Source organism: Pseudomonas sp. BAY1663, assembly GCF_000582595.1.
Taxonomy (GTDB): Bacteria; Pseudomonadota; Gammaproteobacteria; order Pseudomonadales; family Pseudomonadaceae; genus Stutzerimonas; species Stutzerimonas stutzeri_AF.
Map to the genome: position 1 here is coordinate 25,026 of NZ_AZSV01000026.1, position 26,097 is coordinate 51,122.

Here is a 26,097-nt window from a genome sequence, read left to right on the forward strand (position 1 = left end):
TCTAGATTCTCAATCCATATCGAATGCGCACCCAGGCTCGCTGCCAGAAGGTCAATCCTGGCCATGGCCGCATGGGCTCGACAATTTCTCGTGCCAGATCTCGTCCGACCCGAGCGAAGGTATAGCGCTGGCGGGCAAACTCCTGTCCCGCTCTGGCGATGCGTTCCACAAGAGCGGAGTCCTCCTTGAGGCGTTCAAGCTTCGCTATTCCCTCCTCGACAGAGCGATAGAGCATGACATTTTCGCCATCCTTAAAGCCCATAGCGGCATCCTCTTCCTCACCCTGACTCCAGGCAAGCAGCGCACAACCGCAAGCCATGGCCTCGAAATTCTTAACCATATACTCGCCCATACCGACATCGGCACTGACGAAGATACGGATACGATTGAGCAACTCCACATACCGCTGGCCTGAGTCGGTACGCGTTATCAACAGTTCGCTCCTTGCGGCGATAGACTCCAGCATCTTCCTGCGCCCCTCATAGGAGTGGCCATTCACGCTACCGAGGAAAGCCGCCGCAATATCGCGCTCAGCGCCTTTGTCCAGCACCAATTGCTCGTCGTAGCCTTTAGAAACGAAACGTGCATCCACACCTTCGCTTCGCAGGCGTCTAGCAACCCCCGCACCAGAGCTAAGGACCCTTGCCCAAGGCAACTTTCGATAAAAGAGAGAATAAAGGCGATAGTATTTGCTTCCTGGCATGTAGTTCTGGCAGGCGTCATGTTCCAGAAATACTAGTCCAGGAACGCACCGCAGCACATCTACCTGACGTCGCAGGCGCTTCAAGCGGGAGAAAACCACTACACGGTCATAGGTCGAACTGTTGTGCTGGCGAAGCACCCATCCTATTTTCTTTTGCTGCGACTTACTCAAGCGTATGAGGTCGCAATCACCAAGAGCCAGGCGAATTGAGTCATACAGGTGATCGAGATTGATGCGCTGTTCATCCATCACAAGCATCAAAACTTTCACAAACTTTCCATCTCCAGAAACCTAATGCGCAAAACGCTCTTGTACCAAGTTACATAATAACGTACGAGCCTCGAGAAACATCGCTCAACCTCTATACTTCAGATATCACTGACACTTCATATTGCTCATACATCTAGATACATAAACCATCACTTCAATAAATCCAGCCTGACCGGCGTATTGGCCTTGACATCCTGCTGTAAAATTTTACCCAACAACTGGTCAAGCAGCTTGGGAGCCACGCCATAGCCGGGACGAACACTCCTTACAGCATCGTGCTCGAGCCTATCGCCGGCACGCAAGTTCTTTACAAAATACAATGACCGTCGAAATTTCAAGTTTCCCTGTTCGCTCGACTTACGCCCATAATCCACCTTACCTAGCGCAGCCCACGCAGTCTTGCTGTCACGGCACAGCGCAGCGAGCTCTGCTGGCTCCAGCGAAAAGCTGTCATCGGGACCACCGCCGTTGCGGTCGAGAGTGAAGTGTTTCTCGATGACAGAAGCGCCAAGCGCCACGCTGGCGAGAGCGGTGGTATTGTCCAACGTATGGTCTGATAGACCGGTAACCAAACCAAAACGTTGCATCATGTCGGGGATGGTACGCAGGTTGTAGTCTTCGGCCGGCGCTGGATAGCCACTGACGCAGTGGAGAATAGCCAACTCCTTGCAGCCGCCGTCGCGGGCCGCCTCTACAGCTTCCTGGATTTCCTCGGCGTCAGCCATGCCGGTGGAGATGATCATCGGCTTGCCGGTACCAGCCACATAACGGATCAGCGGCAGGTCGACGGCTTCGAAGGAAGCGATCTTGTAGGCCGGAGCGTCGAGATCTTCCAGTAGGTCAACGGCAGTATTGTCGAAGGGCGAACTGAAGATGGTGATGCCCAACTGGCGAGCACGGTTGAACAACGGCTCATGCCACTCCCATGGCATGTGGGCTTCTTGATAAAGCTGATAGAGGGTCTTTCCATCCCACAGACCACCGTGAATCTGGAACTCCTCGGAATCGCAGTTCAGGGTGATGGTATCGGCAGTATAGGTCTGCAGTTTGATCGCATCGGCACCAGCCTTCTTCGCCGCCTCAAGGATCTTCAATGCAGTTTCCAACCTGCCATTATGATTAGCTGAAAGTTCGGCGATAATGTAGGGCGGCGCATCGTTTGCAATACGGCGACCGGCAATGTTGATACTGGGAATGCTCGTCATGGTCTTTTCTCTTAGAGATTCGCCTGCCATTCGCTGACAATCAGGCCAAAACACATTACGTCGTGGTAGTTAAGCCCATCGAAATGCTGCTGGCGCAGGATGCCTTCCTGCTGGAAACCCAGGCTCTGATGGAGACGGATGGAGCGTTCGTTGTAGATCAGCGCCTGGCCACAGAGTTTGTGCACTGCAGCCTCCGTGAAGGCATAGCGTAGTGCGGCTATCCCCAGTTGACGCCCGGTACCCTTAGGCGCATCAGGGGCGGCATAGAAACCCCAGTCGGCTATTCCTCCGGGGGCAATCTGGTGGATATTAATGAAACCGAGCGGTATGGCATTACTTTCGAACATCAGTAGATGACACTTGGGGTCCTGCGAGGCTTTTTCGAACCAGCGAACGTGCTCTTCCAGCGAAATCATATGCTGGGTATACATGTAGCGGCGAATTTCCAGATTATTACGCCAGACCAGTACTCTTTCGAGATCGGCAGCGGTCATTGGACGCACCCACTGTTGAGGAGATAGGGCCACGTCAAGACTCCATTAGCTGACTGATGATAGCCACACCCTGCCCATCGATAATGCTGCTAGCGGACAGGCTCATGGCTAAGAGGGATGCGGGGCGCGCAACCAGAGCCGAGAGAAGGCTCGGCAGAAATTCGGCAATGTGCTGCGCTTGCTGGACGACCAATGCGGCTCCTGCTTTTTCTAGGCCTTGAGCGACCTGCCGTTGATTGTCGGCTAGCACCAACATGATCGTCGGCAGCCCCAGGCAACAGCGTTCCCAAGAAGTAGCACCTGCCGCACCAATCGCCAAATCGCTATCGGCCATCAGCCGGGCCATATCGCTCACACCGACGAGAACCCGGGTCTTCCAAGGCATGCTCTGCGCCTGGCCGGTGACTTCGGACAGCCAAGCGCGCCAGCCCCCATGACTACGGTGATCTGACAGCCTGTCGGGAGCGAAGAGATGCGCAATGCTTCCAGCACCTTCCCGGTGGCGTTGTCCTTGTCGACCCCGCCCATACTGATCAACAGCTGACGCACCCGGGGCTCGGCACGGCGCTGCAGACTATAGGAGCGCAGCGCTGCGAATTCGGGGCGCAGTAACGCGTATTGCGAGCCGCAGAGCACTTGGCAATCGTTGGGCAGCCATGCTCGATAATCCTCCACAGTGCGGCCAAAGGTCTGATCGAGCAGCAGGTCGCATGCATGAGCCCTGTCAGCCAGGTCGTCGATGACCATCAGCCGTCGGCAATGTGGTCTGAGGAGCAACTCCCAGCGGGCATCCAGTGCGTAGTGATCGACGATCAACCAGTCGGGTTGCGGCTCGGCAAGAATGGGCGCGCAGGCCTCAGCATCTTCGGTCTGGGTGGCGCCGAGCCAATGGCTGTGGACGGGGACCGATTCATCGCCGACGGCAGTGATCGCAAGCGAGCTCGCTCCTACAGACGCCGACGTTACCGGCAGAGCGTGGGCGACATGGCCCTTACTGCGGATCAGGTCCAGCAGGTTGCCTGGGTGCGCGCGGCAGATGAACGCGCATGTCGCACCGCGGGCAACGAGCGCATCGGCCAGGGTCAGACAACGCATCACATGGCCGGTACCCATCTCAATTGACGCATCGACGCGAAAATATATAACAACCAAAGCGAATCGTCCTCTTCTGGAACAAATTACTCCGACTTGCCCACAGATTGCATTCGCGTTTCCGAATCCAACATATCAATTAAAGATCTATCAGCCCTGTATTTCAATGTCAGATGAGAGTTAATTGATGTAACTTCCGGATTCTCATCAAGAACCTTAAATATTTCCGCCGCACGCTTAACCCCACCCACATCATTACACTTTTTATAAAAGCCCTCAAAAAACTTCATATCCTCAGGATAATCAAGAGTCATCCTGTACGACCGAATATAATCTTCAGGCAAATCAACTAAATTAACCTTGAATACATCCTGATTATTCTGAAAATACCATGTCATATATTCCGAGTGCTTAGCCACACCAAAATATTCAGCAACACGCCGCAAGGAATCCACATTGATGATCTCACCTGAACTCCCTACAGCGCAGTTCCGAGCAGCCGTATAGTCAGCACCACTCTCAAAATGCCGAGCAAGCAGATATTCTAAAATTTCAGGCACTACAAGCGGGCAGTCTGCGGTTATTCGAACAACCACATCCACTTCAAATTTTTCACACGCACCAAGATAGCGCCCGATAACGTCATCCGGGTGACCACGCCATAAGTCGGCTCGCCCACCCAGAGTATAAAGTACCAGTTCATCGTCAGAAGAAAGATCGGAAGTAGCCAAAATTACCTTATCTACTCCAGCCACCCCGAAGCACTGTTCCAAACATCGTTCTACGGATGGCATGCCAGCTATGGGCAATATTGCTTTCTTTGGAAGGCGACTCGATTTCATACGACAGGCAACAATGGCTGCGACCCGAGCAGGCCGATAGTCTTGCTCAACTATGGTCGAATCTTTCTCCTTTGATCTAGCAAGTACATATCTTGCAGCTTGGGTTTTTTCTATAGCAGAAGCACTAATCCCAACTCTTGAAGTACGCCTGTATAAAAAATCCAGCGGACTCAGCAACGAGCCTGCCCGTACCTCACGCTTCAACACCGGAATCTGTATCGACTTCCTTAAATATTCGTGCTCCGCATCTTGGACAAACCTCCCTGTTGCCGCTACTTGCAGATCGTTTATCGCCTCACACAAGGCCTTCATTTGTGAAGGCTCAAGCGCGGAGTACTTATCATATGGCGATACTTTACGAGAAAGGCACATGTGCTTTTCTATATAGCCACAACCAAGAAGAACGCCATATATAGGAGCCCGTAATGAAAAATCTGTTTCCGCATCGGCATGATCTGCGATACAGATATCTAAGCTTGGAAATGCTGCTCTCAATACCGGAATCTTCTGCAAGCCCGTATCAGATATCCCAGTAGGATAAGATTGATATCCTATCTGCAAAATAATACTACAACAAATAAACTTAAACCTATCAACAAACGACGAAATTTGATCTATGTCGAAGCCAGAAACATTAATAATCAACTTTTTGCCCGATAGGTCAACCCTACTTAAGGCGTCAAAAACCTCATGATTCTGAAGGATTGAAGCTTGAAGTTTTAACCCCTCGACAAAACTCAAATTCTCAGAAAACACTTCTACGCCATAAGTATCAAACACATCTATCCAAACACCACCAAACGAACTAGCCTGCCGAATGAAAGCCCCCCAACGCTCGCGATCAAAATAAAGTTTTTCATAAACCGAAAACCATTCAAAATCAGGCAGTGCTATACGATCACTTTTAAAAATTTGAAATTTTATCCCCTTCCGTTCATAAGGAAGCTGACCAAACTCACGGATAATACTCTCCACACATGAAGCGTCACCACCATGCACATTAGCCACTTCACATAGAAGATAGGGCCGCTCGGTCAAATTCATTTCGCGCCACCTAACCTAGAAGTTATAAACTGTTAAAATTAAGCGCATCCACCAAAAGCTGGGCCATATACACATGACCCTCCTCATTAAGAGGATATCCATCTTCTAGGGTTAGCGCATCAATCAATTCTAAAGGAACGCTCACCACTTTACGCCATCATGCTTTCTCGCAACATTATCTACTATTGAGTTGTACTCACTAATAGATTCCCTGCGCCAGGGTTGATCCTAGCAAATTTTTTCCCGGCTCCAGTATTTTTACAACAACAGCACAGCCAACCCGACCAAGGAAAAGCTCAAAGTTCCGCCGACATTCATCCGAGCTAACGTAAGCCCTAATCCGGTCCTGCGCTCTTCTTAATTTAAAATAATCGATAACTTTAAATCTTAGTCCACGAAAAACCCTTGCAATCAATGAACTCTCTAGCTTGGCAAAGTATCTTAGCACGCAATCCACGATACCCAACTGAATGATAACAAGGTCAACCCCACCCAACTCTTGATTACGCAAAGCTTTCGACGTAGCTGCACGACGTGATTTATTCGAAACAACAAAATCAGCGCCACATTTCTCAGAAAAAATTTGTGGCCAACGACGATCCCACGGTATTCCATCACCGCGTTTTGCAGAAAGGGAGTCACCAACAATTAATATAAATCTAGGCCCCTTCCCCATAACAGCCTCCTCAGGCTGACCAACTAATTCATAGCTATTTTATTAAAATTGCCTTTTCAGGTGAGAAGCGCTCATCTTGGCAATTCCTTAGCCGACACCTATTCCTATACGTATGCCCCAAGATACTGAAGTCGGAATAAATTTATCCCATATTCTAGCCACCCAACGCCCCGCTTAATACGTTAGTGACTTCATCTTGCTGATTTTCAGTCAGCGTTTGGAACATCGGTAGGCTAATGGCCTCAGCGTAATAGCATTCGGCCTCAGGGAAATCACCACTCTGAAAGCCCATGCGCTGGTAGTACGGCTGTGTATGCACCGGGATGTAGTGCAGGTTGACGCCAACGTCCTGCTCCCGCAGCGACTCGAATACCTGGCGATGAGTCTTGTCGATCTTTTCCAGCTGCAGGCGGATAACGTAAAGGTGCAGGCCGGAGTAGCTGTCCGGATGCTGCCAGGGCGTGGTGACCGGCAAACCGGCCAGCAGTTCGTCATAACGCCGGGCCAACTGATGGCGGCGTGCAACATAGTGGTCCAGACGCTCCACCTGGGTAACACCCAGAGCGGCCTGCAGCTCCGTCATGCGGTAGTTGAAGCCGAGATCGATCTGCTGGTAATACCAGGGCCCATCGGCCTCATGAGTCATCTGGGCCGGATCGCGAGTAATCCCATGGCTGCGTAGCAGCGCCATCTTGCCGGCCAGTCCCGCATCGTTGGTCAGCGCCATCCCGCCTTCGGCAGTGGTGATGATTTTTACCGGATGGAAGCTGAACACCGTGATGTCGCTATAGCGGCAGTTGCCGATGAATTCGCCGCGGTATTTGCCTCCGATAGCATGCGAAGCATCCTCGATGATCTTGAAGCCGTAGCGCTGGGCCAATTCGTGGATTGCCTGCATATCGCAGGGCTGCCCACATAGATGCACGGCGACCACTACCTTGGGCAGCTTGCCGTCGCGCTCGGCCTTCTCCAACTTATGCGCCAGGGCTTGGGGGCAGAGGTTGTAGGTGCGCGGATCGATATCGACGAAGCCGACCTGAGCGCCACAGTAAAGGCCGCAGTTGGCCGAGGCAACGAAAGTGATCGGTGTTGTCCATAGCCAATCCCCCGGCCCCAAATCCAGTGCCAGGCAGGCGATATGCAATGCCGAGGTGGCACTGTTCACTGCCAGCGCATGACGGGCGCCGACATGCTGCGCCACGGCATTCTCGAAGCGCGGCACCATTGGTCCCTGGGTGAGAAAATCCGATTGCAGCACACCCACCACCGCGTCGATATCGGTCTGGGTAATGTCCTGACGGCCGTAGGGAATCATCGGTTTAAATGCTCCCGATCTTTTCGCGATTGGCGTCGATCCAGGCCTGCAATTCGCTGTCGCTCATCCACTCGCTGTTGTTGTCGCTGGCATAGACGAAGCCTTCCGGGACCTTCTTGCCGTCCTTGATGCGCTTCGGACAGGTGGCCCAGCCGTGAATGGTCGGCAGGATCTTGAAATGCTCGGGATACTCGTAGGTGTAGTAAGCATCCTCGGCACTGATCATCTGCTCGTGCAGCTTCTCACCGGGACGGATACCGATGATCTCCTGGCGAGCCTCGGGGGCAACGACGCGGGCCAGGTCGGTGACCTTCATCGACGGAATCTTCTTCACATAGATCTCGCCACCTTCCATGTCTTCGAAGGCGTGCCAGACCAGTTCCACACCCTCCTCCAAGGAAATCATGAAGCGAGTCATACGCTCGTCAGTGATCGGCAGTACGCCCTTGGCCTTGATGGACATGAAGAACGGAATCACCGAACCGCGCGACCCCATGACGTTGCCATAGCGCACCACGGAAAAGCGGGTACCATGCTCGCCGGAATATGAGTTGCCAGCGACGAACAGCTTGTCAGAAGCCAGTTTGGTGGCGCCATACAGGTTGATCGGACTGCTGGCCTTGTCGGTGGACAGCGCAACCACGCCCTTGACGCCCTTGTCGATACAGGCATCGATCAGGTTCATGGCACCGTCAACGTTGGTCTTGACGCACTCAAAGGGGTTGTATTCGGCGGTCGGCACGATTTTGGTGGCGGCGGCATGCACTACATAATCGACCCCATCCAAGGCTCGGTAGAGGCGATCCTTGTCACGCACATCGCCAATGAAGAAGCGCACGCGCTTGTCGCCCTCGAACTTCTTGGCCATGTCCCACTGTTTCATCTCGTCACGGGAAAAGATGATGATTTTCTTTGGGTTGTACTTGGCCAGAGTCATCGGCACGAAGGTGTTGCCAAACGAGCCGGTGCCACCGGTAACAAGGATAACCTTATCTCTCAACATACTGTTCACCTAACAAGAAAACTGGTGGATATAGCTTCGGCGACCCGTTGGTTGGCCAAACGATCCCGCTTGCCAAAAACCCAGGAAAAATAATCCTGCCGCCGCTGCGCACGATCGTCTCGCTCCAGCAAAGCTCTTTCGATAGGGACGGAAAGATCCACCCCTTCTTCTTTTACAAATACCGAGGGCCCACACTCGTAAAGCGTCAACAGCTGGGCCATGTCGTCAGGGTGCATCCCCTCATCACGTCCCATTTGGGCCATTACGTCCCGCGAAAACTGGGGAGTCTCGATTAACAGTTGCGGCACATCGTAGAACAGAGACTCCTCGGCCGGAGAGTTGGCATCTGACACCACCAAATCGGCCACGGATAACAGTGCTGAGAGAGGATAGGATGTCAGATCCAGCAGCGTATGCGGGCGCCGCTGAGCCAAGGCAGCCACTCGCCGAAAGCTATCGCGATCCTTGGCGCGCGAGGTCAGCGCCTGGCTGGGATGGGGGCGCAAGATGAGATTGAAATGCGAAGGGATTTTCTGCACCAGGCTTTCTGCCAGCAGATCCCACGAACCAACGCCACGCCGACTCGGTGTAAAAAGTATGGTTTGCCGGTCCGCTGCCAAACCCAGACCAACCAGCACTGATTCACGCTGCGCCAGAGACTGTTCGGGAAACTCGCAAAAAGGGAGAAATCCTGTCGCAGCGGTATTGACCTGAACCTGATCGGCAAATCGGTCGATCATCTGCTGCATGCGCGGCCCAATTACACAGAGCAGATCGAAATGTGCATTGCTGAGCAATGCATCCTTGCTCAGCAGCATGTAGGTGCCATGAAAAACCGTACACTTCTTTGCCGCGTAGGGCTTCAGGAAACTGCGATAAGGCGAGCCAGTAACGATCACATCGGCGTCGTTCAATATCCGGTTACCCACTGCCAGCCGCCCCAGCCACCTCGAATAGCGAGCCTGCTCAAGCTGAGGGTAAAGCTTGCGTGCAGCCATCAACGTAGAGCGGCGACTGGAAACAAAGGTGCCAGGCAGCAATGCAGCTACCTGCGCCAGGTGAGGAACGGCCTGGAACATCTTTGAGAAATAAACGATACGGCTCATCTCACCTGTCCCTGATGCATCTCAAAATAGCGGAAGCCGACAGGTGCCAAACGCCCCCATTCGTCTATTGCGGGCCATATCAATCCTTGCCTTCCTTCACCACCAACACATCCTCCATGATCAGATACTGCAGATCCGACCCATAGAACATGTTCAAGGCATCAGTGGGCGAACAGATCATCGGTTCGCCACGGCGGTTGAGCGAGGTGTTCAGCGACACGCCATTGCCGGTCAATTTTTCCAGCTCGACCATCAGGTCGTACCAGCGCGGGTTGTGGCGGCGCTCGAGGACCTGGGCGCGGGAGGTGCCGTCTTCGTGGACGACTTCGCCGACGCGCTCCTTCCAGCCCTCGTTGACCTCGAAGGTGAAGGTCATGAACGGGCTCGGATGATCGACCTTGAGCATCTGCGGTGCCACGGTGTCGAGCATCGACGGGCAGAACGGGCGCCAGCGTTCGCGGAACTTGATCTGCTCGTTGATGCGGTCGGCCACGCCCGGCACGCTCGGGCAGCCGATGATGGAGCGCCCGCCGAGGGCACGCGGGCCGAACTCCATGCGCCCCTGGAACCAGGCGACCGGGTTGCCGTCGACCATGATTTTCGCGATGTACTCGGGGACGTTTTCGATCTTCTGCCAAACCGGTTTGCTCGGATGGCGTGCACAGGCGGCGATGACGTCCTCGTTACTGAAGGCCGGCCCAAGATAGACGTGTTCCATCTTCTCCACCGGCACGCCGCGTTGCACCGACACGTAGGCTGCTGCGCCGACGGCGGTACCGGCATCGCCCGAGGCCGGCTGGACGAACAGTTCCTTGACTTCGGGGCGGGCGATGATCTTCTGGTTGAGCTTGACGTTCAACGCGCAACCACCGGCGAAGGCAATCTTGCCGGTCTCGCGGATGATGTCGCCCAGGTAGTAGTCCATCATTTCCAGCGCCAGCTTCTCGAACAGCGCCTGCATGCTGGCGGCGTAGTGGATGTAGGGATCGTCGGCGATATCGCCTTCGCGCTTGGGCCCCAGCCATTCGATCAGCTTGGGCGAGAAATAGTAGCCCTTGCCCTTTTCCTTGTAGCGGCGAAAGCCAATGACATTGGCGTAGTCGGTGTTGATGATCAGCTCACCATTCTCGAACTTGGCCAGGCGCGAGAAGTCGTACTTGGCCGCATCGCCGTAGGGCGCCATGCCCATGACCTTGAACTCGCCGTCGAGCATCTCGAAGCCGAGGTATTCGGTGATCGCGCCATACAGGCCGCCGAGCGAGTCCGGATCGTAAAACTCCTTGATCTTGTGGATCTTGCCATTCTCGCCCCAGCCGAAGAAGGTGGTGGCGTACTCGCCCTTGCCGTCGATACCGAGGATGGCGGTCTTCTCGGTGAAACCGGAGCAGTGATAAGCACTGGAGGCATGGGCCAGGTGGTGCTCGACCGCTTCGATCTTCACTTTTTTCACGTCGAAGCCGAGTTGCTGCAGGCACCACTGGATGCGCTTCTTGTAGCGGTGGTAGCGGCGATTGCCCATGAGGATGGCATCGAGTGCACGATCCGGTGCGTACCAGTAGCGCTTGGCGTAATGCCAGCGGGCCTTCTCGAAGATGCTGATCGGCGCGAAGGGAATCGCCACCACGTCGACGTCGGACGGCTTGATGCCGGCCTGTTCCAGGCAGAACTTGGCCGACTCGTAGGGCATACGGTTCTTGGCATGCTTGTCGCGCACGAAGCGCTCTTCTTCGACAGCGGCGATCAGCTTGCCGTCGATGTACAAAGCGGCGGAGGGATCATGACTGAGGGAGCCGGAAAGGCCGAGAATCGTCAATGCCACGGGTAATGCCTCTTGAAAGCAGCTACAAGCTTCAAGCAACAAGCTTCAAGCAACAGCGGTTATTGTCCTGCCCCATGGGGCTTTACGTGCAGCTTGAAGCTTGCCGCTTGAAGCTGCTTTTAGGTATTCGTTCGTCCAGCAGCCGATACAGCGCCGAATCGACTGGCCAGTTGCGTAGAAAGCGCGCCCGATCCTTGGCGTAGGCTCGAGCGAAACTGGCATTGCTGCTGTGCTGCTGCGCAGCATCAAGATCGATCAACGCCCAACGGTCCTGCTCCCAGAACAGGTTGGTGCCCTTCATATCGCCGTGGCTGATACGCTCACGCAGCAATGCTTCGAACAGCCGGTCCAGCGCCGACAGCTCGGGTTCGGGCGGTGTGCTGGAGAGATACGGCTGAAAACGGGTAATTATATCCTCGCCGGCGGTGTATTCGGTAATCAGATAACTGCGCCGGCGCAGGCCGAGCCAACGCAGCTCCAGCATCGCCAACGGCCGGGGCGTGGCGATGCCAAGAAAGCCCAGGCGATTGCCTTCGATCCAGCTGTGCCAGGCGCGACTCGGCCGCCAGCAGCGCTTGAGCCAGTGAAGAACACCCTTGATGTTGTAGCGCTTGATGACCAGCTGCCGAGCGGGCTGCTCGACCAGCGCCACGGTGGCGCTGCCGCCCAGTTTCAAGGCACGGCCCGCCTCGATAGCCGCATCCGGGGCAGCCAGCAGTTCGTATAGTGCTGGCTCGTCCTCGCGCCGAATCACGCGCAGCCCGCCGAGGCCGCGGCGCACACTGAATAACGAGCAGTCGCGCCCGAGCTTGCTCAGGTAATCGCGCAACCGCCACTTCCGGACGGTGGCGATTTCCCGCAGCAATGCCTCCAGGGGGAGCGCATGCTCGCCATTGACCAGAAGGTAATGTACGAGCAGTTCCTCGATATGGGGCTCGAGGCCAGTGGGCAGCTGAGCGAAGAAAACGCCCAGGTTCTCCAGTACCTTGTCGCGCGCCAGCGGCTTGCCCGGGATCTGCGCCTGCACGCCGCCGCCATCGATGAGATACAGCCGCCCGTCATGGCGCAGCAGATTGTCCAGATGCAGGTCGCCCTGCCACAGTCCTCGGGCATGCAATTGAGCGATCGCACCCAGCGCCTCGCCGAGCACAGCCTGCTGCGCATCGGACAATAATGGCTGCCGCTCCACCTCGTGCCAGGCTTGCTCCAGACTTTGCGCGCCGGCAAGGTAGTCGAACAGCAGCCAGCCGCCCTGGCCTGCGGAAAAGCCCTCGGCGATCAGTGCGGGCGTATTCATTCCCTGCTCGGCCAGCAGCCGTGCACCACCGCGCTCACGGTCGAAATGGCGTTCGGCCTTGTTGCCCACCAGCAGTTTCGCCAGCACCTCACGGCCCTGCCATTCGGCCTTGGCGACATAGCGCTGCCCGGGCAGCACACGCAACCATTGGCGCAATATCAGTTCTCCGCCGGGCAGCGTCACGCTCAGCGGCAATACCGGCGAGCGCCCGGCACGTGCAAGTTCCATCAATGTCATGTCCGTGCCACCTTGCTCCGCCGCCGACCGGCCATTTTCTCCAGCCAGGAATCGATGTCCGGGTCATTGGCGCCATGATCGAGATAGGCTTCGATCAACCGTCGCTGTTCGCCTTCGCTCCAGACGCCCGCGTGGCGGGTCAGTGCCTCCAGATCCACGATCCGGTCAGCGCGGCCGAACAGCAGCGGACGGGTCTTTTCGAGATCGATTAGGCAGGCCTCGAACCGCTCACCAGCCTGACGGAGAAAAATATGCTTGGGGTAGAAACAACCATGGCGCAGCCCGGCCTGGTGAAGGGTCCGTGCCAGTTTTGCGCACGCTTGCAACAACTGGTCGCGCGTCGCTGCCTCCAGCTCATGCCAACGGCCCAGCCAGCCGTATAGATCCCGCCAATCATCCAGCGCGCGAGTCAGCAGAATGGCCCGGCGCTCACCATCGACACGACGCTCGCCGAAGTACGCCGCACGCAAGGCCGGGATGCCCAGACGTCGATAGCGCTGGATATTGCGAAACTCGCAGGCGAACGTCGGCTCGCCGAGTGGATGACGCAAGGTGTGCGTCAGGTAATTGCTCTGCCGCTTCAGGTAGTAGGCCGCCTCGTCCAATTCCAGGCGGAATACGCTGCTCCAACCACCTCGGCCGACATTTGGCGCATCCACCGAATCGAGCTGCAACGCCCAGAGCGCATCGAAGCTATCCAGCCCATGCGCCTGAAGAATTCCCCTGTCGGTCACTGAAAAATGATCGCTCATTCCCGCCCCACGAAATACTTGAGCACCTGATCGATGAGGGCTCGGTCGGCCGAAGTCAGACGCGGGCGCCGTTGGTACTGCAGATAGAAACGCAGCCGCTGCGTGCGGCTCAAGTGGTACTTGGCCACCTTATCCAGACAGGCCAGGTCCTTGACGATGCGCCGCCGCAGGAATGGCCCCCACCAGAAGTCCCCGGAGGGGCAATCGATCAGGAAAAGCTCGCCAGCGCCGTTGACCAGCAGGTTCCGCCATTTCAGATCGTTATGGGCAAAGCGATTATCGTGCAGGGTCCGCGTCGCCTGTGCCACTTGCCGGCTGACGTGCTCGACCCAGCACCGATCGGCCAGCCGTGGATCGCTGTTCTTCGCCATTGCCGCCATGTCGACGGTATTCGGCACCTCCAGCGTGATCAACGCACCACGCACGAAGAGCCCCGCACGACGCTCCAGGCCCCACGCCACCAACGGTGCCACGGGTATACCCCAGCGCTCGAAATGCTTGAGATTCTGCCACTCGGCCTTGACCCGGGGGCGCCCCAGATAGCGACGCAATCCCTTCCCCGCGGCCCAGTAGCGCTTGATGTAATAGCGCTGCCCGCCGCGTTCGACGCGGATTACCTCCGATAGCGGATCCTGCGCTATCGGTTCGCCTTCGAGCGCGAACACCGAGTCCAGGTTGGCAAAGGCCCGGGCTGCATCGGCACTGATCCCATCGACGACCGTCCAGGTGCTCACCCTTGTGCTCCCGGCGCGTACTTGCGGCCATAGCGGGCCAGCAACCGTTGCGCCTTGCGCTGCAACCAGGCGAGCAGAGCCGCCTCTTCGCGCAGGATCTCCCGCAACGGCCGCTGGAAGTAGCCGCGCAGGAAACGCAACCTGTCACGCCGGGTCAGGCCTATCTCCAGTGCCGAGAAATACAATCCGGCCAGGTCCTTGTCGCGCCAGCGGCGCGGGGTCTGGCCACGGGCCTGGGCGCGGTGAAGATCGATCAGCGACAGCTGCAGATCACCCGCCGTCACCGGCCTGTCCGTGTGCAGCAGGAAGTGGCAGATATAGAGATCGCGATGGTTGACCCCGGCGCGGTGCATGGTGCCGGCCATGCGCGCGACTTCGGCGATCAATGCGCGCTTGAGCGCCGGTGGCGGCGGCTGCTCGCGCCAGTTGGCCGAGAAGTCCTCGAGGCTGATGGTCGGCGCCAGCTCTTCGGTGATGATGAACGAATGCTGCGCAGCCGGATTGCCGCCACGCTCGCCATAGGCCACCGCTGTCATGGTCGGCACTCCGGCTTCGTGCAAACGCTGGATCGCCTGCCATTCCTGGCCGGCGCCGAGCACCGGGGCCTTGGCCGTCAGCAGGTTCTTGGCGATCTCACCCCAGCCGATGCCGCGGTGGATCTTGACGAAGTAGCCGCGCCCGTCGACCTCGGTACGCAGCGTGCGGCGGCCCTCCAGCTCGCGGTAGACCTGGCCCTCGAGGCGCTCGACCTCGACGAAGGGGTCCTTGCCCTGCCAGAGGGTCTTGAAGGGTTCCGCCAGCATCAGGCGCATATGGCCTCCGCGATTAGGGGATACTTCAACACTTCGCGCAGGCCTACGGCCTGCAATCGCCGCGAGGGCGCGCCTCCCACTGGCCCGGTGTGCGCTCGCTGCCTTTGTGGGAGGCCCGACCTCGGGGCGATGCTTTTGAGCCCCTTGGGCAGGCCTGCGGCCTGTATCGCCGCGGGCGCCCCCCTCCCGCAGGAGCTGCTTTCGTAGGAGGTCCGAGCCGAGGTCATCCGCCGCGTAGGCGTGCCGGCCATGGGCTTCATATTCATACCTGCCCTCCCAGAATCACATCGGCGGCCTTCTGCGGCATGGAATAGAGGTCGGCCGTGGCGGCGAAGGCCAGCGCGTTGCGGCGCCAGACGGCGCGCTGCTGGTCGTCGGCGAGCATCTGCGCCAGCAGGCGGTCGAAGGTGCCCTGCTCGAAGGGGCTGGGCACCACGCAGCCGCAATCGGCATCGGCGATGTAGTGGGCATAGCCGCAGACGTCGCTGACCAGCACCGGCAGCCCGGCGACCAGCGCCTCCAGCAGCACGGTACCGGTATTCTCGTTGTAGGCCGGATGGATCAGCAGGTCGGCGCCCAGCAGAAAGCGCGGGATGTCGCTGCGGCCCTTGAGGAACTCCACCATGCCCGAGACGCCCAGCGCCTTGGCCTGCAGCTTGAACGGCTTGGGATCGTCCTGGCCGATCACCAGCAGGCGGGTGCGCTGGCTCAGTTCGCGCGGCAGAGCGGCCAGCGCCTTGAGGCTGCGGTCGACCCCCTTGGTCTTGAAGCCGGAACCGATCTGCACCAGCAGCAGCTCGTCGGGCCGCACCTCGAACTCCTCGCGGAACTCGGCGCGGATCTCGGCGGCATTGACCGGCGCCCGGCGGTCCTGGGCGATGCCCGGCGGCAGCAGATGGAAGCGCGCGGCCGGCGTGCCGTAGTGCTTGACGAACAGCGGCTGCTGCACCTCGGAGATCATCAGGATCTCGGTGCTCGCCTCGGGTGCGAACACCGCGCGCTCGTATTCGGCGAAGTGCTTGTAGCGGCCCCAGCGCCGGTAGATCGGGTTGCGCAGGGTCTGCGCCTTGTCCTCGAAGCAAGGGTCGGCGGCGTAGTAGACGTCCAGCCCCGGCATCTTGTTGAAGCCGATCACCCGGTCGACCGGCCGCTTGGCCAGGTCGGCCTCGACCCAGGCGGTGAAGCGCTCGTTGCGGGTGTGGTTGAACAACGCCTTGACCGGCGCGATCAACACCTCGAAGCCGTCCGGCACCTCGCCTTCCCAGATCATCGCGTAGACGCGGATGGCGTGGCCGCGGCGCTGGCATTCCAGGGCGATGCGCATGAAGTCGCGCTGCAGCCCGCCGAAGGGGAAGTACTTGTAGAGAATGAAGGCCAGTTGCATCAGACGGACTCCGGGGCCCGCAGCAGGGCTTTCAATTCGGCGACGACGCGCTCGGGGCGCAGATCGTCGAAACAGGGCTTGTGGCGGTCGCCGCTACCGGCATTCGGGCCGCTGGCGCACAGGTGCACCTGCGAACGCCCATAGGCGCCGACCCGTCCGGGCAGGGTCGGACCATAGAGCGAAATGCTCGGCACATCCAGCGCCGCGGCCAGGTGGCCGAGGCCGGTATCCACCGCGACGCAGGCACGCGCACCGGCGATCACCCGGGCGATGCCGGCCAGATTCAGCTTCGGCAGCACCGCGGCATTGGCCACGCCGCTGGCAATACGCTCGGCGCGGGCCTTTTCCTCGGCATTGCCCCAGGGCAGGCGGATCGCCCAGCCGAAATCGCTCATGCGCTCGGCCAGCTCGCGCCAGTAGGCTTCCGGCCAGTGCTTGCTCGGCCAGGTGGTGCCGTGCAGGAACAGCAGGTAGAGCTGTTCGCTGGGCGCGGCCATCTGCGCGCGATCGAGCCCGTAGTCGGCGAAGCCGTCCGGCAGCGGATAGCCGAGCGCCTGGGCGAACAGCTGGCGCACCCGCTCCAGCGCATGCTGGTCGCGCGGCACGGCGTAGCGACGATCGTAGAAACGCGCCGCCAGCGGCTCGCGGGCCGACTCGCGATCCAGCCCGGCCACCGGCGCCTTGACGTAGCGGGTCAGCCAGGCGCTCTTGAGCAACCCCTGGGCATCGATCACCAGGTCATACTGGCCTTCGCGCAGGCGTGCCTTGAAACGCCGCCATTCGCCGGAGCGCAGGGTCTGGAGCGGATGCTTGCGCCAGCGGCGGATCGCCACCGGGATCACCTGGGCCACCGCCGGGTGCCAGGCGGGAATCTCGGCGAAGCCCTCCTCCACCACCCAGTCGAAGCGGATGCCGGGGATCGCCCGCTGCGCATCGGTCAGCGCCGGCAGGGTGTGCACGACGTCGCCCAGCGAGGATGTCTTGACCAGCAGGACCTTCAATCAGCGTACCTCGACCGGCTGCGGGACCAGGCGCTCCAGTGCCTCGATCACCGCCTGCGGCTGCAATTCGCGCATGCAGTTGTTGTGGCCGAAGCGGCAGGTGCGCTCGAAGCAGGGGCTGCAATCGAGCCCCAGGCGCACCACTTCCACCTGCTCGGACAGCGGCGGCGTGAACGCCGGCGAGGTGGAACCGTACACCGCCACCAGCGGCCGGCCGAGCGCGGCGGCCACGTGCATCAGCCCCGAGTCGTTGGAGACCACCGCCTCGACGCAGGAGAGCAGGTCGATCGCCTCGGCCAGGCTGGTCTCGCCGGCCAGGTTCAGCGCCTCCTCGCGCAGGCCCGGGATCAGCCGCTCGCGGATGTCCTCGCCGACCGCATGGTCGTTCTTCGAACCGAACAGCCAGACCTGCCAGCCCTCGCGGATCTTCGCCTCGGCGACCCTGGCGAAGTGCTCCGCCGGCCAGCGCTTGGACTCGCCGAACTCGGCGCCGGGACAGAGCGCCAGCACCGGCCGGTCCAGGCTCAGGTCGAAACGCGCCAGGGCCGCAGCGCGGGTCTGGGCATCGATGCGCAGCGACGGATTCGGATAGGGCCTGGGCAACTCGGCGCCCGGCTCGAAGGCCAGCGCCATGAAGCGTTCGATCATCAGCGGGTAGCGCTGCTTGTCGAGCTTGCGCATGTCGTTGAGCAGGCCGAAACGCATCTCGCCGCGCCAGCCGGTGCGCTTGGGAATGCCGGCGAAGAACGGCACCAGCGCCGATTTCAGCGAGTTGGGCAGCAGGATCGCCTGCTGGTACTGGCCGCGCAGGCTCTGTGCGACCTTGCGCCGGGTCGCCATGTCGAGCACGCCATGGCCGAGCGGAAAGCTCAGCGCCTGGCGCACCTCGGGCATGCGCTCGAGGATCGGCCGGCTCCATTCCGGCGCCAGCACGTCGATCTGGCAGCCGGGATGGCGCTGCTTCAGACAGATGAACAGTGTCTGCGCCATCACCATGTCGCCGACCCAGCTGGGTCCGATGATCAATATATTCATAAAGGCAGCTTCAAGTCGGTAGGTTGGGTTGAGCGCAGCGAAGCCCAACGAGCGACATCCGGCCCAATGCGTCGCCTCCGTTGGGCTTCAGCGCTATGCGCCTCAGCGGCACGCCGCCCGACCCAACCTACGGTTACTTGACCAACGTCCGCCATTCGGCGTGGGCTTCGGTCTTGCCGCTGACCAGGTCGAAATAGGCCTTCTGCAGCTTCTCGGTGATCGGACCACGACGACCGATGCCGATGGCGCGACCGTCGACTTCGCGGATCGGCGTGACTTCGGCGGCGGTGCCGGTGAAGAAGGCCTCGTCGGCGATGTACACCTCGTCGCGGGTGATGCGCTTCTCGACCACCTTCAGCCCCAGCTCGCCGGCCAGGGTCAGCACCGTGCCGCGGGTGATGCCGTTCAGGCAGGCGGTGACTTCCGGGGTGTAGATCACGCCGTTCTTGATGATGAAGATGTTCTCGCCCGAGCCTTCGGCGACGTAGCCTTCCGGATCCAGCATCAACGCCTCGTCGGCACCGCCGGAGATGGCTTCCTGCAGGGCCAGCATCGAGTTGATGTAGGCCCCGTTGGACTTGGCGCGGGTCATGGTGATGTTGACGTGATGGCGGGTGAAGGAGCTGGTGCGCACCTTGATACCCAGTTCCAGCGCCTCGTCGCCCATGTAGGCGCCCCAGTGCCAGGCGGCGACGATCACGTGCACCTTCAGGCCGGCGGCGCGCAGGCCCATGCCTTCGCTTCCGTAGAACACCATCGGACGGATGTAGGCGCTTTCCAGCTCGTTCTCGCGAACGGCGGCGCGGGTCGCCTCGTTGATCTCGTCCCTGGAGTACGGGATCTGCATGTTCATGATGTGCGCGGAATCGAACAGGCGGTCGGTGTGCGCCTGCAGGCGGAAGATCGCCGTGCCGGCCGGGGTGTTGTAGGCGCGCACGCCTTCGAATACGCCCATCCCGTAGTGCAGGGTGTGGGTCAACACGTGGGTGGTCGCATCGCGCCACTGCACCAGTTCGCCGTCATACCAGATCACGCCATCACGATCGGCCATCGACATCTTTGCCAGCTCCTCAGAATTCGATATTGCTCGGTAGCCCGACGAGGGGCTCAGCTCAGCCCCAGCTCGCGCCAGATGCGCATGACCGCGCGGCGCTCGTCGTGGAATTGATCCCCACTCACCACTCCGGGCTGCTTCTGCAGTGATTGCCGGTGGGCTGCCGCACGGTAGGCCTTGTAGGCGTCCTGCAGCAGCCGGACCTCATCGCCGGTCATCAACCCGGCCTGCTCCAACCCATCGAGAATGCGGATGTTATCGGTATAGCGCAGCAGTTCCGGATGCTGGTGCGACCACGCCAAAGCCGCGTATTGCACCATAAATTCGATATCCACGATACCACCGGCGTCCTGCTTGAGATTGAACTCGGCCCCAGCCTCGAAGGCCTGCTCGGCGGTGCCGGCCAGGGTCGCGCGGGTGCCGAGGTTGTCGCGCATCTTCGCGCGCATCTCGCTGACCTCGCGGCGTAGCACCTGCAGATCGCGCGCACGGCCCAGCACGCTGGCCCGCACCCGCTCGAAATCCGCCGTCAGCCGCGGGCAGCCGACCAGCACCCGCGCGCGCACCAGCGCCTGGTGCTCCCAGGTCCAGGCTTCCTGGCCCTGGTAGCGTTCGAAGGCGCCGAGCGAACTGACCAACAGCCCGGCCGCACCGGACGGACGCAGGCGCATATCCACTTCGTAGAGCTGGCCCGAGGTGGTCTGGGTGGTCAGCAGGTGGATGATGCGCTGGCCCAGGCGGGTGAAGAACTGCGTCGTGTCGATGGGCTTGGCGCCGTTGGTTTCGCCAGCCGGATCGCCGTCGTGGATGAACACCAGGTCCAGGTCCGAACCATGCCCCAGCTCGATGCCGCCGACCTTGCCGTAGCCGACGATGACGAAGGCCGGATCGCACAGCGAGCCATCGCTGCGCGGCGGCTGGCCGTGGCGCGCCACGCTGTAGCGCCAGGCCAGGGCCAGCACTTCCTGCAGGATCGCCTCGGCCAGCCAGGTCAGGTAGTCACTGACCTTCATCAGCGGCAGCGTGCCGGCGATCTCGGAAGCCGCCACGCGCAGGCGGTGCGCCAGCTTGAAATGCCGCAGCGCCTCCATCTGCTGCTCCAGGTCGTCCTCGGGGATGCGCATCAGCCGCTCGCGCAGCTCGGCCGCGAGTTCCGGCGCCTGTGGCGGGCTGTACAGGCGCCCGGCATTGAGCAATTCATCGAGCAGCAGCGGGAAGCGTGCGATCTGCTCGGCGACCCACGGGCTGGCGGCGCAGAGTTCCAGCAGCCGCTGCAACGCGCCGGGATTCTCGCTGAGCAGCACCAGGTAGGCCGAGCGCCGCGCGACCGCCTCCACCAGCGGCAGCACGCGTTCGAGTACCAGATCCGGATCGTCCTGCTCGACGATCTGCGCCAGCAGGCGCGGAATGAAGGCATCCAGCCGCTCGCGACCGAGGCGCTGCATGGTGCGCACCTGGCTGGTATTGCGCAGCGCCGCCAGACGCTGACAGGCGCCCTGGCCGTCGCGGAAGCCCGCCTCGGACAGCTGCCGGCAGGCGAACTCCTCGTCCCAGTCCTGTTCCCACAGCGGCAGCCACTCGCCGCCCACCAGCGCTTCGCCCTCGGCGCTCTCGTCCTCGTCGGGGTCGGCGATGACCTGGCGGAAATGCCAGTCGATCCGCCCGCGCCAGTGCAGCAGTCGCTCGTGGAACGCCGGCCAGCCGTCGAAGCCGAGCATGAACGCGACCCGCGCGCAGTCCGCCTCGGTCTCGGGCAGCATCTGCGTCTGCCGGTCGGCGATGGCCTGCAGCGCATGCTCGGTATAGCGCAGGAATTCGTAGCCCTCGCGCAGCTCGGCGACCGCCGCGGCCGGCAGGTAGCCCTGCCCTTCCAGTGTCGCCAGCACGCCGAGCAGCGCCCGCTGCTGCAGGCTGAGGTCGCGGCCGCCATGGATCAGTTGGAAGGCCTGGGCGATGAATTCCACTTCGCGGATGCCGCCGGCACCGAGCTTGATGTTGGCGGCCATGCCCTTGCGCCGGACTTCCTGCTGGATCAGCTGCTTCATGGTGCGCAGCGCCTCGATGGCGGAGAAATCCAGGTAGCGTCGGTAGACGAAGGGCCGCAACATCTCCAGCAGTTCCTTGCCCGCCTGCTGGTCGCCGCCGATGACCCGCGCCTTGATCATCGCGTAGCGTTCCCAGTCGCGGCCCTGATCCTGGTAGTACTGCTCCAGCGCATTGAAGCTGTAGACCAGCGGGCCGGACGAGCCGTACGGGCGCAGGCGCATGTCCACGCGGAACACGAAACCGTCGACGGTGATCGCATCCAGCGCCTTGATCAGCCGCTGCCCCAAGCGCACGAAGAATTCCTGATTGTCCAGCGAGCGCCGGGCACCGACGGTTTCGCCGCCTTCCGGATAGCCGAAGATCAGGTCGATGTCCGAGGACAGGTTCAGCTCGTGGGCACCCAGCTTGCCCATGCCGAGGATCACCATGTGCTGCGCGGCACCGCTGCGCCGCCCGGTGGGCACGCCGAACTGCTCGCAGTGGCGGTCGTAGAGCCAGTGGTAGGCCAGGTCGACGCAGGCATCGGCCAGCTCGGAGAGGTCGCGGCAGGTCTCGGCCAGGTCAGCCTGGCGGGTCAGGTCGCGCCAGATGATGCGTACCTGCTGGCGGTTGCGAAAGCGCCGCAGGGTCAATGCCAGCGCGTCCTCACCGTCGCATGCGGCGAGCAGCCCGGCCAGCGCCGCGCGCATCTCGCCGGCTTCCAACGAGCGCTGCAGCCAGCCCAGCTCGGCCAGCTGCAGCAACATCTGCGAATCTCGGCTAACCTGATCGCTGACGAAATCGCTGGCCGCGCAGACCCGTGCGAACGCCTCGCGGTGGCTATCCAGCCAGGCGCGGCAACGTGCCGCGTCGGCCTCCGACAGGCTGCCGGCGGCGGCGAGGAACGACTCTTCGGCACGACTGACAAAAGGCAAGAGTGAGGGAGGCAATGCAACCAGCGATGGCAGACTCATTGAAGGTTTCCTTTCACGGCAGCGAAAACAGTGACACCGTGCGATTCAGAGCCCCGCCCATGCCTTCGCGGAAACATGACAGCGCCACTGATCTGTAGTTTTACTACTAAAGAGTATTTCGGGGGGCTGATCCTGACGTCATTTTGTAGTAAAACTACAGACGCCCGGTCCTACCTCCGGCACTCATCCAAGAACATTACACGCCCCGGCCCACAAAGCCGGTAGCGAAGCAGGCAACCGATTCTGGAAGCCTTTCCGCCATGGAGCAAGCCATGCAAGATCTCGATCCCGTCGAAACCCAGGAATGGCTGGACGCCCTCGAGTCCGTCCTCGACCGCGAGGGTGAAGACCGCGCTCATTACCTGTTGACCCGGATGGGCGAACTGGCCACCCGCAGCGGCACCCCGCTGCCCTACGGCATCACCACCCCCTACCGCAACACCATCCCCGTCACCCGCGAAGCGAAGATGCCCGGCGACCTGTTCATGGAGCGGCGCATCCGCTCCCTGGTCCGCTGGAACGCACTGGCAATGGTGATGCGCGCGAACCTCAAGGATCCGGATCTGGGCGGGCACATCTCCACCTTCGCCTCGAGCGCGACGCTGTACGACATCGGCTTCAACTACTTCTTCCAGGCGCCCAACGAAGAACATGGCGGCGACCTGATCTACTACCAGGGCCACGCCTCGCCCGGCATCTACTCGCGCGCCTTCCTCGAGGGCCGGCTGAGCGAGGAACAGATGAACAACTTCCGCCAGGAAGTGGACGGCGGCGGGCTCTCGTCCTATCCGCACCCACACCTGATGCCGGAGTTCTGGCAGTTCCCCACCGTTTCCATGGGCCTCGGGCCGATCCAGGCGATCTACCAGGCGCGCTTCATGAAGTACCTGGAGAACCGTGGCTTCATCCCGGCCGGCAAGCAGCGCGTCTGGTGCTTCATCGGCGACGGCGAGTGCGACGAGCCGGAAACCCTCGGCGCCATCTCGCTGGCCGGGCGCGAGAACCTGGACAACCTGATCTTCGTCATCAACTGCAACCTGCAGCGCCTCGACGGCCCGGTGCGCGGCAACGGCAAGATCATCCAGGAGCTGGAAGGCGTGTTCAAAGGCGCCAACTGGAACGTCAACAAGGTCATCTGGGGCCGCCTGTGGGACCCGCTGTTCGCCCAGGACGAAGACGGCCGCATGCAGCGCCGCATGGACGAAGCCATCGACGGCGAGTACCAGAACTACAAGGCCAAGGACGGCGCCTACGTGCGCAAGCACTTCTTCGGCGCCGATCCGGAGCTGCTCAAGCGCGTCGAGAACATGTCCGACGAGGAAGTCTGGAAGCTCAACCGCGGCGGCCACGACCCCTACAAGGTCTATGCGGCCTACCACCAGGCGGTCAACCACAAGGGCCAACCGACCGTCATCCTGGCCAAGACCATCAAGGGCTACGGTACCGGCGCCGGTGAGGCGAAGAACATCGCCCACAACACCAAGAAGGTCGATATCGAGAGCCTGAAGCTGTTCCGCGACCGCTTCGACATCCCGGTCAACGACTCGCAACTCGAAGAGCTGCCCTTCTACCGTCCGGCCGAAGACAGCGCCGAGATGCGCTACCTGCGCAAGTGCCGCGAACGCCTCGGCGGCTCCCTGCCGCAGCGCCGGACCAAGAGCATCAGCATCCCGACGCCGCCGCTGGAAACCCTCAAGGCGGTGCTCGACGGCTCCGGCGATCGCGAAATCTCCACCACCATGGCCTTCGGCCGCATCCTCGCCTCGCTGGTCAAGGACAAGGACCTGGGCAAGCGCATCGTGCCGATCCTCGCCGACGAGGCGCGCACCTTCGGCATGGAAGGCATGTTCCGCCAGCTGGGCATCTACTCCCCGGTCGGCCAGTTGTACGAGCCGGTCGACCGCGACCAGGTGATGTACTACCGCGAGGCCCAGGACGGGCAGATCCTGCAGGAAGGCCTGAACGAGGCCGGCGCCATGTCCAGCTGGATCGCCGCCGGTACCGCCTACAGCAACTACAACACGCCGATGCTGCCGGTCTACATCTTCTATTCGATGTTCGGCTTCCAGCGCATCGGCGACCTCGCCTGGGCCGCTGGCGATGCCCATGCCCGCGGCTTCCTGCTCGGCGGCACCTCCGGACGCACCACGCTCAACGGCGAAGGCCTGCAGCACGAGGACGGCCACAGCCATATCCTGGCCAGCACCATCCCCAACTGCCGCAGCTACGACCCGACCTACGGCTACGAACTGGCGGTGATCATGCGCCAGGGCATCCACGAGATGATGGAGCTGCAGAAGGGCGTCTACTACTACATCACCGTGATGAACGAGAACTACCCGCAGCCGGCCATGCCGCAAGGCGTGGAAGACGGCATCATCAAGGCATGTACCTGCTCGAGGAAGCCAAGGGCGACTTCAAGCACCGCGTGCAACTGCTCGGCTCGGGCACCATCCTGCGCGAAGTTCGCGCCGCGGTGGACATCCTCGCCAAGTTCGGCGTGGGCGCCGATGTCTGGAGCGTCACCAGCTTCAACGAGCTGCGCCGCGACGGCCTGGCGGTGGATCGCTGGAACCGCCTGCATCCGGCCGAGGAAATGCGCAAGAGCTACGTCACGCAGTGCCTCGAAGGCCGCGATGGCCCGGTGATCGCCTCGACCGACTACATGAAGCTGTTCGCCGACCAGATCCGCCAGTGGGTCCCGAGCGACGAATACCAAGTGCTGGGCACCGACGGCTTCGGCCGCAGCGACAGCCGCCGCAAGCTGCGCGACTTCTTCGAAGTGGATCGCCGCTGGGTCGCGCTCGCCTCGTTGCAGGCTCTCGCCAACAAGGGCGCCCTCGAACGCAAGGTCGTGGCCGAGGCCATCGCCGAGTTCGGGATCGACCCCGAGAAGCGCAACCCCCTGGATTGCTGATGCCGAGAGCGAAGAGGAGTATCTACAGTGAGTGAAACCATTCGCGTACCCGACATCGGCAGCGGTGAGGGTGAAGTGATCGAGATATTCGTGAAGGTCGGTGACCGGATCGAAGCGGACCAGAGCATCCTGACGCTCGAGTCCGACAAGGCCAGCATGGAGATTCCGGCGCCCCGCGCCGGTGTCGTGAAGAGCCTGAAGGTAAAACTGGGCGATCGCCTGAAGGAAGGCGACGAGTTGCTCGAAATCGACGTCGAAGGCGGCGAGCAAGCGCCCGCGGCCGACGCCGGCAAGGCGGCCGCCGAG

21 protein-coding genes and 1 pseudogene are annotated in these 26,097 nt (G+C 60.7%); 2 read left to right on the forward strand and 20 right to left on the reverse strand.

Annotated elements, in window-relative coordinates; genetic code table 11:
* Position 1 precedes the first annotated feature (1 nt).
* The 20 genes from BAY1663_RS09780 to glnE all read right to left on the reverse strand — a co-directional run bounded on the left by BAY1663_RS09780 (position 2) and on the right by glnE (position 22,874).
* On the reverse strand, positions 2-973 hold the full coding sequence (locus tag BAY1663_RS09780; RefSeq protein ID WP_037040028.1) for a glycosyltransferase: 972 nt from the start codon (positions 971-973) through the stop codon (positions 2-4).
* A 149-nt stretch (positions 974-1,122) separates the two neighbouring features.
* Positions 1,123-2,178: a pseudaminic acid synthase gene (pseI, locus tag BAY1663_RS09785; RefSeq protein ID WP_037040031.1), complete on the reverse strand. Its 1,056-nt coding sequence runs from the start codon at positions 2,176-2,178 to the stop codon at positions 1,123-1,125.
* 11 nt (positions 2,179-2,189) lie between these two features.
* Complete coding sequence (pseH, locus tag BAY1663_RS09790) at positions 2,190-2,672, reverse strand: UDP-4-amino-4,6-dideoxy-N-acetyl-beta-L-altrosamine N-acetyltransferase (RefSeq protein WP_037040064.1); 483 nt, start codon at positions 2,670-2,672, stop codon at positions 2,190-2,192.
* 34 nt (positions 2,673-2,706) lie between these two features.
* Complete coding sequence (locus tag BAY1663_RS25905; protein WP_371257603.1) at positions 2,707-3,057, reverse strand: glycosyltransferase; 351 nt, start codon at positions 3,055-3,057, stop codon at positions 2,707-2,709.
* Complete coding sequence (gene pseG / locus BAY1663_RS09795) at positions 3,024-3,824, reverse strand: UDP-2,4-diacetamido-2,4,6-trideoxy-beta-L-altropyranose hydrolase (RefSeq protein ID WP_371257604.1); 801 nt, start codon at positions 3,822-3,824, stop codon at positions 3,024-3,026. Before pseG ends, BAY1663_RS25905 begins: the two co-directional genes overlap by 34 nt.
* Before the next feature lie 26 nt (positions 3,825-3,850).
* Positions 3,851-5,650 carry a cytidylyltransferase domain-containing protein gene (locus tag BAY1663_RS23595; protein WP_128576187.1) on the reverse strand — a complete coding sequence of 600 codons (1,800 nt, stop codon included), beginning with the start codon at positions 5,648-5,650 and terminating at the stop codon, positions 3,851-3,853.
* Positions 5,651-5,849: 199 nt separating this feature from the next.
* The gene (locus BAY1663_RS23600) at positions 5,850-6,326 is read right to left on the reverse strand and encodes an SGNH/GDSL hydrolase family protein (protein ID WP_128576189.1); all 477 of its coding nucleotides are present in this window, start codon (positions 6,324-6,326) and stop codon (positions 5,850-5,852) included.
* A gap of 154 nt (positions 6,327-6,480) precedes the next feature.
* On the reverse strand, positions 6,481-7,641 hold the full coding sequence (gene pseC, locus BAY1663_RS09800) for a UDP-4-amino-4,6-dideoxy-N-acetyl-beta-L-altrosamine transaminase (RefSeq protein WP_037040034.1): 1,161 nt from the start codon (positions 7,639-7,641) through the stop codon (positions 6,481-6,483).
* 4 nt (positions 7,642-7,645) lie between these two features.
* Entirely contained in the window at positions 7,646-8,644 is a 999-nt protein-coding gene (gene pseB / locus BAY1663_RS09805) for a UDP-N-acetylglucosamine 4,6-dehydratase (inverting) (protein WP_037040066.1), read from the reverse strand.
* Positions 8,645-8,649: 5 nt separating this feature from the next.
* Positions 8,650-9,750, reverse strand: a complete 1,101-nt coding sequence (locus BAY1663_RS09810; protein ID WP_037040036.1) for a hypothetical protein — start codon at positions 9,748-9,750, stop codon at positions 8,650-8,652.
* A gap of 79 nt (positions 9,751-9,829) precedes the next feature.
* Positions 9,830-11,569, reverse strand: coding sequence for a carbamoyltransferase (locus BAY1663_RS09815; RefSeq protein ID WP_037040038.1), 1,740 nt, complete (start codon positions 11,567-11,569; stop codon positions 9,830-9,832).
* Between the two features lie 82 nt (positions 11,570-11,651).
* A complete protein-coding gene (locus BAY1663_RS09820; RefSeq protein ID WP_037040040.1) occupies positions 11,652-13,103 on the reverse strand; it encodes a lipopolysaccharide kinase InaA family protein in 1,452 nt (483 codons plus the stop codon).
* Positions 13,100-13,855 (reverse strand): lipopolysaccharide kinase InaA family protein, encoded by a 756-nt coding sequence (locus BAY1663_RS09825; protein ID WP_037040042.1) that lies wholly within the window; start codon positions 13,853-13,855, stop codon positions 13,100-13,102. The genes BAY1663_RS09820 and BAY1663_RS09825 overlap by 4 nt, the downstream gene beginning before the upstream one ends.
* On the reverse strand, positions 13,852-14,589 hold the full coding sequence (locus BAY1663_RS09830) for a lipopolysaccharide kinase InaA family protein (RefSeq protein ID WP_037040044.1): 738 nt from the start codon (positions 14,587-14,589) through the stop codon (positions 13,852-13,854). Before BAY1663_RS09830 ends, BAY1663_RS09825 begins: the two co-directional genes overlap by 4 nt.
* Positions 14,586-15,401: a lipopolysaccharide core heptose(I) kinase RfaP gene (gene rfaP / locus BAY1663_RS09835; protein ID WP_037040046.1), complete on the reverse strand. Its 816-nt coding sequence runs from the start codon at positions 15,399-15,401 to the stop codon at positions 14,586-14,588. The genes BAY1663_RS09830 and rfaP overlap by 4 nt, the downstream gene beginning before the upstream one ends.
* A 262-nt stretch (positions 15,402-15,663) precedes the next feature.
* Positions 15,664-16,785, reverse strand: a complete 1,122-nt coding sequence (locus BAY1663_RS09845; RefSeq protein WP_037040050.1) for a glycosyltransferase family 4 protein — start codon at positions 16,783-16,785, stop codon at positions 15,664-15,666.
* Positions 16,785-17,786, reverse strand: coding sequence for a lipopolysaccharide heptosyltransferase I (gene waaC, locus BAY1663_RS09850; RefSeq protein ID WP_037040053.1), 1,002 nt, complete (start codon positions 17,784-17,786; stop codon positions 16,785-16,787). Before waaC ends, BAY1663_RS09845 begins: the two co-directional genes overlap by 1 nt.
* Entirely contained in the window at positions 17,787-18,821 is a 1,035-nt protein-coding gene (waaF, locus tag BAY1663_RS09855; RefSeq protein WP_037040055.1) for a lipopolysaccharide heptosyltransferase II, read from the reverse strand. It abuts the gene before it with no gap.
* 133 nt (positions 18,822-18,954) lie between these two features.
* A complete protein-coding gene (gene ilvE, locus BAY1663_RS09860) occupies positions 18,955-19,878 on the reverse strand; it encodes a branched-chain-amino-acid transaminase (protein ID WP_037040057.1) in 924 nt (307 codons plus the stop codon).
* A 50-nt stretch (positions 19,879-19,928) separates the two neighbouring features.
* A complete protein-coding gene (gene glnE / locus BAY1663_RS09865) occupies positions 19,929-22,874 on the reverse strand; it encodes a bifunctional [glutamate--ammonia ligase]-adenylyl-L-tyrosine phosphorylase/[glutamate--ammonia-ligase] adenylyltransferase (protein WP_037040060.1) in 2,946 nt (981 codons plus the stop codon).
* A gap of 272 nt (positions 22,875-23,146) precedes the next feature.
* On the opposite strand from glnE, the pseudogene aceE reads away from it, so the two are divergent.
* Positions 23,147-25,791, forward strand: a pseudogene (aceE, locus tag BAY1663_RS09870) (pyruvate dehydrogenase (acetyl-transferring), homodimeric type).
* A gap of 27 nt (positions 25,792-25,818) precedes the next feature.
* Positions 25,819-26,097, forward strand: a 279-nt coding sequence (locus BAY1663_RS09875) for a biotin/lipoyl-containing protein (RefSeq protein WP_037040062.1), incomplete at its 3' end; no start/stop codon positions are given.

What these genes read in the sequence shown, in the direction of transcription:
- pseB (WP_037040066.1), bottom strand. Translation starts at nt 8,644, where the DNA reads ATGTTGAGAGATAAGGTTATCCTTGTTACCGGTGGCACCGGCTCGTTT.
- pseI (WP_037040031.1), bottom strand. Translation starts at nt 2,178, where the DNA reads ATGACGAGCATTCCCAGTATCAACATTGCCGGTCGCCGTATTGCAAAC.
- BAY1663_RS09810 (WP_037040036.1), bottom strand. Translation starts at nt 9,750, where the DNA reads ATGAGCCGTATCGTTTATTTCTCAAAGATGTTCCAGGCCGTTCCTCAC.
- rfaP (WP_037040046.1), bottom strand. Translation starts at nt 15,401, where the DNA reads ATGCGCCTGATGCTGGCGGAACCCTTCAAGACCCTCTGGCAGGGCAAG.
- glnE (WP_037040060.1), bottom strand. Translation starts at nt 22,874, where the DNA reads ATGAGTCTGCCATCGCTGGTTGCATTGCCTCCCTCACTCTTGCCTTTT.
- waaF (WP_037040055.1), bottom strand. Translation starts at nt 18,821, where the DNA reads ATGAATATATTGATCATCGGACCCAGCTGGGTCGGCGACATGGTGATG.
- BAY1663_RS09825 (WP_037040042.1), bottom strand. Translation starts at nt 13,855, where the DNA reads ATGAGCGATCATTTTTCAGTGACCGACAGGGGAATTCTTCAGGCGCAT.
- BAY1663_RS23595 (WP_128576187.1), bottom strand. Translation starts at nt 5,650, where the DNA reads ATGAATTTGACCGAGCGGCCCTATCTTCTATGTGAAGTGGCTAATGTG.
- BAY1663_RS25905 (WP_371257603.1), bottom strand. Translation starts at nt 3,057, where the DNA reads ATGCCTTGGAAGACCCGGGTTCTCGTCGGTGTGAGCGATATGGCCCGG.
- BAY1663_RS23600 (WP_128576189.1), bottom strand. Translation starts at nt 6,326, where the DNA reads ATGGGGAAGGGGCCTAGATTTATATTAATTGTTGGTGACTCCCTTTCT.
- pseC (WP_037040034.1), bottom strand. Translation starts at nt 7,641, where the DNA reads ATGATTCCCTACGGCCGTCAGGACATTACCCAGACCGATATCGACGCG.
- BAY1663_RS09845 (WP_037040050.1), bottom strand. Translation starts at nt 16,785, where the DNA reads ATGCAACTGGCCTTCATTCTCTACAAGTACTTCCCCTTCGGCGGGCTG.
- pseH (WP_037040064.1), bottom strand. Translation starts at nt 2,672, where the DNA reads ATGACCGCTGCCGATCTCGAAAGAGTACTGGTCTGGCGTAATAATCTG.
- ilvE (WP_037040057.1), bottom strand. Translation starts at nt 19,878, where the DNA reads ATGTCGATGGCCGATCGTGATGGCGTGATCTGGTATGACGGCGAACTG.
- BAY1663_RS09820 (WP_037040040.1), bottom strand. Translation starts at nt 13,103, where the DNA reads ATGACATTGATGGAACTTGCACGTGCCGGGCGCTCGCCGGTATTGCCG.